The 8,380-nt window shown below is 67.4% G+C and carries 7 protein-coding genes; 3 read left to right on the top strand and 4 right to left on the bottom strand.

The genetic code is table 11. The features are described from left to right. The 3 genes from C5O18_RS10355 to C5O18_RS03945 form a co-directional block, all read left to right on the top strand. Positions 1 to 351: efflux RND transporter periplasmic adaptor subunit (locus tag C5O18_RS10355; protein WP_420884469.1), on the top strand; the 351-nt coding region annotated here is incomplete at its 5' end. 33 nt (positions 352 to 384) lie between these two features. Beyond that, entirely contained in the window at positions 385 to 3,441 is a 3,057-nt protein-coding gene (locus C5O18_RS03950) for an efflux RND transporter permease subunit (protein ID WP_105191661.1), read from the top strand. A 132-nt stretch (positions 3,442 to 3,573) separates the two neighbouring features. Further along, positions 3,574 to 4,359: a tRNA threonylcarbamoyladenosine dehydratase gene (locus C5O18_RS03945; protein WP_241146730.1), complete on the top strand. Its 786-nt coding sequence runs from the start codon at positions 3,574 to 3,576 to the stop codon at positions 4,357 to 4,359. Positions 4,360 to 4,421: 62 nt separating this feature from the next. On the opposite strand, the gene C5O18_RS03940 is transcribed toward C5O18_RS03945, so the two are convergent. The 4 genes from C5O18_RS03940 to C5O18_RS03925 all read right to left on the bottom strand — a co-directional run bounded on the left by C5O18_RS03940 (position 4,422) and on the right by C5O18_RS03925 (position 8,145). Then, a complete protein-coding gene (locus C5O18_RS03940; protein WP_105191657.1) occupies positions 4,422 to 5,141 on the bottom strand; it encodes a hypothetical protein in 720 nt (239 codons plus the stop codon). A gap of 95 nt (positions 5,142 to 5,236) precedes the next feature. Beyond that, positions 5,237 to 6,637 (bottom strand): NAD(P)(+) transhydrogenase (Re/Si-specific) subunit beta, encoded by a 1,401-nt coding sequence (locus C5O18_RS03935; protein ID WP_105191655.1) that lies wholly within the window; start codon positions 6,635 to 6,637, stop codon positions 5,237 to 5,239. Positions 6,638 to 6,649: 12 nt separating this feature from the next. Then, the gene (locus tag C5O18_RS03930; RefSeq protein WP_105191653.1) at positions 6,650 to 6,994 is read right to left on the bottom strand and encodes a proton-translocating transhydrogenase family protein; all 345 of its coding nucleotides are present in this window, start codon (positions 6,992 to 6,994) and stop codon (positions 6,650 to 6,652) included. Positions 6,995 to 7,011: 17 nt separating this feature from the next. Further along, positions 7,012 to 8,145: a Re/Si-specific NAD(P)(+) transhydrogenase subunit alpha gene (locus C5O18_RS03925; protein ID WP_105191651.1), complete on the bottom strand. Its 1,134-nt coding sequence runs from the start codon at positions 8,143 to 8,145 to the stop codon at positions 7,012 to 7,014. Positions 8,146 to 8,380: the final 235 nt, after the last annotated feature.

The raw sequence follows: 8,380 nt of genomic DNA, 5'->3' as shown, positions 1-8,380 counted from the left end.
GGCGCCGCCAGCGACCCGCGCACCGGCACCGTCAGCGCCACCCTGAGCCTGCCGCCGATCGAAGGCCTGCGCTACATCGCCGGCCAGGTCGGCGAAGCCCGCATCGCGCGCCGGCAAGCGGCCGGCAGCGCGCTCACCGTGCCGGTCGGCGCCATCCTCGAGGGCCACGGCGAGCAGGCGTCGCTCTATGTCATCGGCAAGGACGACAAGACCGTGCTGCGCCAGGTCCGGGTCGGCCGCCTGCAGGACGAGCGCATCGAGGTCCTCGCCGGCCTGGAAGCCGGCGAGCGCGTGGTCAGCGAAGGCGCGGCCTGGCTGAGCCCGGGCGAGCCCGTGCGCATCCTGCCCTGACCCCGCCCGCCCTGCCCCTGACCGGAGCCCACCATGCGCCTGGCCGCCTTTTCCGTACGCAACTTCCAGTTCACGCTGGTGATGTTCTTCCTCATGACCGCGCTGGGCTGGCACACCTGGCAGAACATTCCGCGCGGCGAAGACCCGACCTTCCCCATTCCCGTGGTCACGGTGGTCGCGGTCTACCCCGGCGCCGACCCGGCGGACATGGAAAAGCTGGTGGCCGACCCGCTGGAAGACGCCATCAACCGCATCGATGACGTGAAGAAGATCCTCAGCATCAGCGAGGACGGCCTGGCGGTGGTCAGCGCCGAATTCGACTGGAGCAAGGACGCCGAGAAGAAATACGACGAGGCCCTGCGCGAAATCAACGCCATGCGGCCGCAGCTGCCCTCGGGCCTGCATTCGCTGGAGATCATCAAGGCCAGTCCGGGCCTGGTGAATATCCTGCAGATGGCGCTGGTGGGCCCCAACGGCTCGCCGCGCGCCATGCGCGACCTCGCCGAGGACCTGCAGGACCGCCTGGAGCAGGTCGCCGGCGTGCGCGACGTCGACATCTGGGGCCTGGCCGAACCGGAGATCCAGATCTCGCTGAACCTGGCACGGCTGGCGCAGTACCAGGTGCCGGCGAGCCGGGTGGCGCAGATCCTCCAGGGCGAGAACGCCAACATCCCGGGCGGGGCCATCGAGGCCGGCGCGCGCCGCTTCAACATCCGCACCACCGGCAGCTACAAGTCGCTGGACGAGATCCGCGACACCGTGATCGCCAGCAGCGGCCAGCGCGTGCTGCGCCTGAAGGATGTCGCCGAAGTGCGCTGGGACTACGCCGAGGAGTCGCACCGCACCCGCTATCAGGGCCGGCAGGCCATCTTCATCACCGTCAACCAGAAGGACAACCAGAACATCTTCAAGGTGCGCGACGGCCTGATGCAGGAAGTCGAGCGCTTCCGCGCAGGACTGTCGCCGGACTACCGCCTGGAGGTCGGCTTCGACCAGTCGACCAACGTCGATCACCGCCTCGGCCGCCTGGCCACCGATTTCGTCATCGCCATCGGGCTGGTGCTGTTCACCCTGCTGCCGCTGGGCCTGCGCGCCGCCGGCGTGGTCATGGTGTCGATTCCGCTGTCCATGGCCATGGGCATGGCCATGCTCTATTTCAGCGGCTTCTCGCTCAACCAGCTCTCCATCGCCGGCTTCGTGCTCGCGCTCGGTCTGCTGGTGGATGACTCCATCGTGGTCACCGAGAACATCGCGCGCTTCCTGCGCATGGGCTACAGCCGCACGCAGGCGGCCATCCTGGCCACGAAGCAGATCTACCTCGCCGTGCTCGGCTGCACCGCCACCCTGCTGTTCGCCTTCCTGCCGCTGTTCTTCCTGCCCGAGGGCGCCGGCAAGTTCATCCGCTCGCTGCCGGCAGCGGTGACCTTCACCGTGCTGGCCTCGCTGCTGGTGTCGTTCACCATCATTCCCTTCCTGGCCAGCCGCTGGCTGTCCAGCAACGAGCACCCGGAAGGCAACCGCCTGCTGCAGGCGGTGATGCGCGGCATCCACACGGTCTACCGGCCGTTGCTGAAATGGGCGCTGACGCACCCGCGCAAGACCCTCGGGCTGGCCGGCGCCGGCTTCCTGGCCACGCTGCTGCTGGTGCCGGGCCTGGGCGTCAGCCTGTTCCCCAACGCCGACGTGCCGCAGGTGCTGATCAGCGTGGAGACGCCGGATGGCAGCGCGCTGGAGGAGACCGACCGCGCCGTGCGCCATGTCGAGCGCATCCTCCTTGATTCGCCCGAGGTGAAGACCGTGTTCGCCAACAGCGGACGTGGCAACCCGCGCATTTTCTACAACGTCTTCCCCAAGGAGACACGCTCCAACATCGGTGACCTGTTCGTGACCCTGCACGAATACGACAGCGTGAAAACGCCGGCGTTCTACCAGCGCCTGCGCCGCGAGTTCGCCGACTATCCGGCGGCGCGCATCATCGTCAAGCCGTTCGAGAACGGCCCGCCCATCGACGCACCCATCGCCATCCGCATCCTCGGGCCGGAGATCGACAGCCTGCGCGACCTCGCCGGACAGGTCGAAGACCTGATCAAGCAGCAGGCCGGCACCCGCGACGTGGTCAACCCGGTGCGCCTGCAGCGCACCGACCTCGACCTCGGCCTCGACACCACCAAGGCCTCGCTGTACGGCATCAGCACCCAGGAGGTCGACCGCACCGTGCGCCTGGCCATCGCCGGCGAGAGCATAGGCAAGTTCCGCGAGGCCGATGGCGACGAGTTCGACATCCGCCTGCGCCTGCCGCTGCAGGACGGCCACGCCCGCCTCGACAGCCTGGCGCAGATCCATCTCGCCACCGCCAGCGGCGCCGCCCTGCCGCTGAGCCAGATCGCCAGCCCGCAGCTGTCGTCGGCGCCCAACAAGATTCCGCGCTACCAGCGCCAGCGCGCGGTCACGGTCACCGCCTACACGGTGGACGGCTACAACACCGAGAAGGTCACCGCCGCGGTGGTGGAGAAGCTCGAAACCATGGCCTGGCCGGCCGGCTACCACTACAAGATCGGCGGCCAGGTGGAGGCGCGCCAGGAGAGCTTCGGCGGCATCGAGACGGCGGCGCTGGTGGCCATCTTCGGCATCCTCGCCGTGCTCATCCTGGAGTTCGGCAGCTTCAAGAGCACCGCGATCGTGGCCGGGGTGATTCCGCTCGGCATCATGGGCGGGCTGGTGGCGCTGTTCCTGGCCGGACAGTCGATCTCGTTCACCGCCATGATCGGCTTCATCGCGCTGATCGGCATCGAGATCAAGAACTCCATCCTGCTGGTCGACTTCACCAACCAACTCCGGCAACAGGGACGGCCGTTGCTGGAGGCGATCCAGGAGGCCGGCGAAATCCGTTTCCTGCCCATCCTGCTGACCTCGCTGACCGCCATCGGCGGCCTGCTGCCGCTGGCCGTGCAGGCTTCGCCGCTGTACTCGCCGCTGGCCTGGGTCATCATCGGCGGCCTGATCTCGTCGACCTTCCTGGCCCGCCTGGTGACACCGGTGATGTACCTGCTCATGGCACCGCCGGTGGCGGAGGCCCGCGACGACACCTGAGACCTCAGGCCCGGCAGCGGAGCCTGCTTTCCGCTCCGGGCCCGCGGGGGGCCTGCCGGGTCACCGGCGACGCAGCCAGCCTGTATAATGCGTCCGCCCCGCCAGCCCAGAGCCAGTCCGCCCGTGAACACCCTGCCCGCCCAGCCCGACGATGCCCAGCCTGACGATGACGGCGACCGCCGCTTCGCCGGTGTCGGCCGCGTCTACGGCGAAGCCGCGCTGGCACGCTTCGGCGAAGCGCACGCGGTGGTGGTCGGTGTCGGCGGCGTCGGCTCCTGGGTGGTCGAGGCGCTGGCCCGCAACGGCATCGGCCGCATCACCCTGGTCGACATGGACGTGGTGGTCGCCTCCAACGTCAACCGCCAGCTGCAGGCGCTGACGCCGGATTTCGGCCGCGGCAAGGCCGAGGTGCTGGCCGGACGCATCCGCGACATCAACCCGCGCGCGCAGGTGACCGTGGTCGATGACTTCCTGACCCGGGAGAATGCCGGCGACATCCTGAACCCGCAGCCGGACATGATCTTCGACTGCTGCGACGATGCCCGCGCCAAGCTGACGCTGGTGCTGCACGCCCGCCGCCACCGCAATGTGCTGGTGGTCTGCGGCGCCGCCGGCGGCAAGATCGACCCCGCGCGCCTGAAGGTCGACGACCTCGCGCGCACCGAGCAGGACCCGCTGCTGGCCCGGCTGCGCAAGCGCCTGCGCAAGCACCACGGCTACCCCGAAGAGCCGGGCAAGCCGTTCTACATCACCTGCGTGTACTCCGACGAGCCCATCGTCACCCCGCCCGGCCTGTGCGAAAGCAGCAGCCTCAACTGCGCCGGCTACGGCTCGCTGGTCACGGTGACCGCCAGCATGGGCCTGCTCGCGGTCAGCAACGGCCTGGCCATGATGCTGCGCCGCAGCCGGCGCACCTGAGCCGGAAAAGGAAACGGGCCGCCGGCACAGCCGGCAGCCCGTCCATGACCACGCGCGAGCGATCAGTTTGCCGGCACGCAGTCCGCCATGGCACCAGCGTTCTCGGCCAGCTGCGCGGCGGCGTTGGCCGTTTCCGCGCTGACACCCGGAATCAGGCCGGACTTCAGCATGCCGCCGGCCATCTTGCCGAACATGCCGCCGAGGCCACCGCTCTTCGATTGCGCCACCGGCTGGCAGGGACCTGCCGCCGCCTGCTGCGCCTGCAGCTGTGCCTGGGCGATGGCCTGTGCCTGGGCCGCCTCGTACTGCCGACGCTGCTCGGGCGTCAGCGAATTCACCTGGGCCTGGGCCAGCGCCTGCAGCTGGGCACCGTTCATGGACTGCAGCTGGGCCAGTGCCTGGACCTGCTGCGGCGTCATGCCCTGCTTGAGCAGGGCCTGCTGCTGCGCCAGCGTCAGCGACTGCGCGCCACTGCTCGCCAGCGCATCGCTGAGCGCCTTCTGCTGTGCCGGATTCAGCGCCTGCCCGCTGGCCTGGGCCTGGGCGGCGAGCGCCAGCGCGAGGTTGCGCTGGATGGTCGCAGGATCATTGCCGAGTCCGGCATTGGCATTGACCGCGGCCGCAGCGGCCTGCTGCACCGCGGCATTGTTGCCCAGGCCGGCCTTCTGCGCGGCGATGTTGGCGGCGGCGCCGAACAGGCCGGACCAGGGCGAAGCGGCCTGCTCGGCGTGCGCGGTCGCCGCCATGCAGGTCATCAGGGATGCGGCGAGGAGCTTGTTCATGATGTCTTTCCTCCGTGATTCAGAACGGAGAAAAAATTAAGGGGCATTGGTCTTTCGGCCAATGCCCCTTCGTAGGGGTTGACAGCGAGCCAGCCTTAGTGGCCGCCGCCCGTCACACCCTTGACCATGTCTTCCAGCACCTTCTTGGCGTCGCCGAAGACCATCATGCTCTTGTCGAGGTAGAACAGGTCGTTGTCCAGGCCGGCGTAGCCGGTGGCCATCGAGCGCTTGATCACCATGACGGTGCGGGCACGGTGGGCTTCCAGGATCGGCATGCCGTAGATCGGCGAGCTCGGGTCATCCTTGGCGGCCGGGTTGACCACGTCGTTGGCGCCGATCACCAGCACCACGTCGGTGGACGCGAAATCGCTGTTGATCTCTTCCATTTCGCAGACGTCCTCGTAGGGCACGTCGGCTTCGGCCAGCAGCACGTTCATGTGACCCGGCATGCGGCCGGCCACCGGGTGGATGGCGTAGCGCACGTTGACACCCTGCGCCTTCAGCACCGTGGCCAGTTCCTTGACGGCGTTCTGGGCACGGGCCTGGGCCAGGCCGTAACCCGGCACGATCACCACGGAATCGGCGTTGGCCATCATGAAGGCGGCGTCTTCGGCGGAACCGGACTTGTAGTTCTTTTCCTTGCCGTCATCGCCACCGGCAGCGGCAGCGGCCGAGCCGAAGCCGCCGAACAGCACGTTCAGCAGCGAGCGGTTCATGGCCTTGCACATGATGTACGAGAGGATGGCGCCCGACGAACCCACCAGCGAACCGGCGATGATCAGCATCGAGTTGTTGAGCGTGAAGCCGATGCCGGCGGCGGCCCAGCCCGACAGCGAGTTCAGCAGCGACACCACGACCGGCATGTCGCCACCGCCGATCGGCGCGATCCAGAAGTAGCCGAACACCAGCGCGATGGCGGTCATGATCAGGAACGACTCGACCGACTCGGTGATGAAGTAGTCGATGCCGAAACCGACCATGGCCAGGAACAGCGCGGCCTGCACCGGCTTCACCCAGACGCCCTTGAGCGGCTTGGCGCCGAGCTTGGCGGACAGCTTGCCCCAGGCGATCACCGAGGCGGTGAAGGTCACCGCACCGACGAAGCAGCCCACGAACAGCTCGAAGCGGTGGATGCCGTCCTTGCTGAAGTCCGGGTTGTAGACGGCGGCGACGGCGATCAGCACGGCGGCCAGGCCGACCAGCGAGTGCATCAGCGCGACGGTTTCCGGCATCTGCGTCATCGGCACCGTGCGGGCACGGTAGATGCCGATGACGGCACCCAGCACCATGGCGCCGACGATCAGGCCGATGGCCGGGCTCGGGGCCACGAAGAACGTGGTGGCGATGGCCAGCGCCATGCCGGCCATGCCGTAGCGGTTGCCCATGATCGCGGTCTTCGGACCGGACAGGCCACGCAGGGTCAGGATGAACAGGACAGCGCCGATCAGGTAGGCCCAGTCAGCGTATTGCGCGATGCTGTTGACAAAAGAATCCATCGGATCGGCTCCTTACTTCTTCTTCTTGAACATGTCGAGCATGCGTTCGGTGACCGCGAAGCCGCCGAAGATGTTGATGCTCGCCAGAAGAACGGCGACAGCGCCGAGAACGGTGGTGAAGGTGATCTGGCCGTCGAAGGTGACGGCCTGCAGCATGGCGCCGACCACGATGATGCCGGAGACGGCGTTGGTCACGGCCATCAGCGGGGTGTGCAACGCCGGGGTGACGCTCCAGACCACGTAGTAGCCGACATAGATGGCCAGCACGAAGATCGTGAAGACACTGACGAACGGCACGCCGGCGGCGTGCTCGACAACTTCTGTCACCTGGCTGGTGATGTTGATGACTTCTTCCATTTGCGGAACTCCCGGGATCAGTTCGGCTTCTTGTAGATGACGGTGCCGCTGTCGACGACCAGCGTCGGCTTCACCATGTCATCTTCGCGATTGAGGACAATGCGGCCGCTTTCCTTGTCGTGCATGGGCGCCAGGAAATTCAGCAGGTTGCGGGCATAGAGCGCGGAGGCCTCGGTGGCCACCAGCGCCGGAATGTTGCTGATGCCGACGATGCGCACGCCGTTCTCCGTGACCACGGTCTGGTCCGGGGCGGAACCTTCCACGTTGCCGCCGGAGCCGACGGCCATGTCGATGATGACCGAACCCGGCTTCATTTTCGCCACGGTCTCGGCCTTCACCAGCACCGGCGCCTTGCGGCCCGGGATCTGCGCGGTGGTGATGACGATGTTGGCCTGCGACACGGCCTTGTCGACCACGGCGGCCTGGTCGCGGATGTACTCCGGCGACGGCTGCCAGGCGTAGCCGCCGGTGCCGAGGGCCTTGGCCTTCTCTTCGTCCGACATCGGCACGTCCAGCCAGCGGCCACCCAGCGACTCGACCTGCTCCTTGGCGGCCGGACGCAGGTCCGAAGCCTCCACCACGGCGCCGAGGCGCTTGCCGGTGGCGATGGCCTGGAGGCCGGCGACGCCGACGCCCAGCACCACGATGCGGGCCGGCTTGATGGTGCCGGCGGCGGTCATCATCATGGGGAACAGGCCGGCGTATTCGTTGGCAGCCAGCAGCACGGCCTTGTAGCCGGCCAGGTTGGCCTGCGACGACAGGATGTCCGAGCTCTGGGCGCGGGTGATGCGCGGGATCAGCTCCATGGCCACACAGGTCAGGCCCCTGGCGGCATAGGCGTCGAAATGGGGGTTGGCGTGCGGCGCGAAGGCTGCCAGCACAGTGGCACCCTGCTTCATCAGCGCGGCCTCTTCGGCGGTCGGGGCCGCGACCTTGAGCACGAAATCGGCATTGGCCAGAGCATCGGCGGCGGTGGCCACCACCTTGGCACCGGCGGCCTCATAGGCCGCATCGGTGGCGCTCGATGCCAGGCCGGCACCAGCCTGCACCAACACCTCACAGCCCAGGGCTGCGAACTTCTTCACGGTCTCCGGTGTTGCAGCGACACGCGTCTCGCCAGCCAGAGTTTCCGCGGGGATCCCAATCTGCATGGTCCGTCCTCTTTCTTGTCTTGCTGCCGCGAACCCCGGACAGGGTCGCGACCTCCCAGTCACGCCCCCGGAATGAGGGCCGCGCACAAACCGGCGGATTGTATGTCATCCGGTACGACCTTTGTCGATAGGAAACGGCAAATAACTGGCGGGTTTCGGTTGACAGGGAATTACAACTTTTAACCAAAAAGCATCAAAAAGCATGAGCGCGCGGCAGATGCCATGATAGATTCCG

The organism is Amnimonas aquatica (assembly GCF_002943415.1).
In the GTDB taxonomy this organism is placed as follows: Bacteria; Pseudomonadota; Gammaproteobacteria; order Pseudomonadales; family Moraxellaceae; genus Perlucidibaca; species Perlucidibaca aquatica_A.
This window is presented reverse-complemented; position numbering and strand designations above follow the sequence as displayed.

What these genes read in the sequence shown, in the direction of transcription:
- C5O18_RS03950 (WP_105191661.1), top strand. Translation starts at nt 385, where the DNA reads ATGCGCCTGGCCGCCTTTTCCGTACGCAACTTCCAGTTCACGCTGGTG.
- C5O18_RS03940 (WP_105191657.1), bottom strand. Translation starts at nt 5,141, where the DNA reads ATGAACAAGCTCCTCGCCGCATCCCTGATGACCTGCATGGCGGCGACC.
- C5O18_RS03935 (WP_105191655.1), bottom strand. Translation starts at nt 6,637, where the DNA reads ATGGATTCTTTTGTCAACAGCATCGCGCAATACGCTGACTGGGCCTAC.
- C5O18_RS03930 (WP_105191653.1), bottom strand. Translation starts at nt 6,994, where the DNA reads ATGGAAGAAGTCATCAACATCACCAGCCAGGTGACAGAAGTTGTCGAG.
- C5O18_RS03925 (WP_105191651.1), bottom strand. Translation starts at nt 8,145, where the DNA reads ATGCAGATTGGGATCCCCGCGGAAACTCTGGCTGGCGAGACGCGTGTC.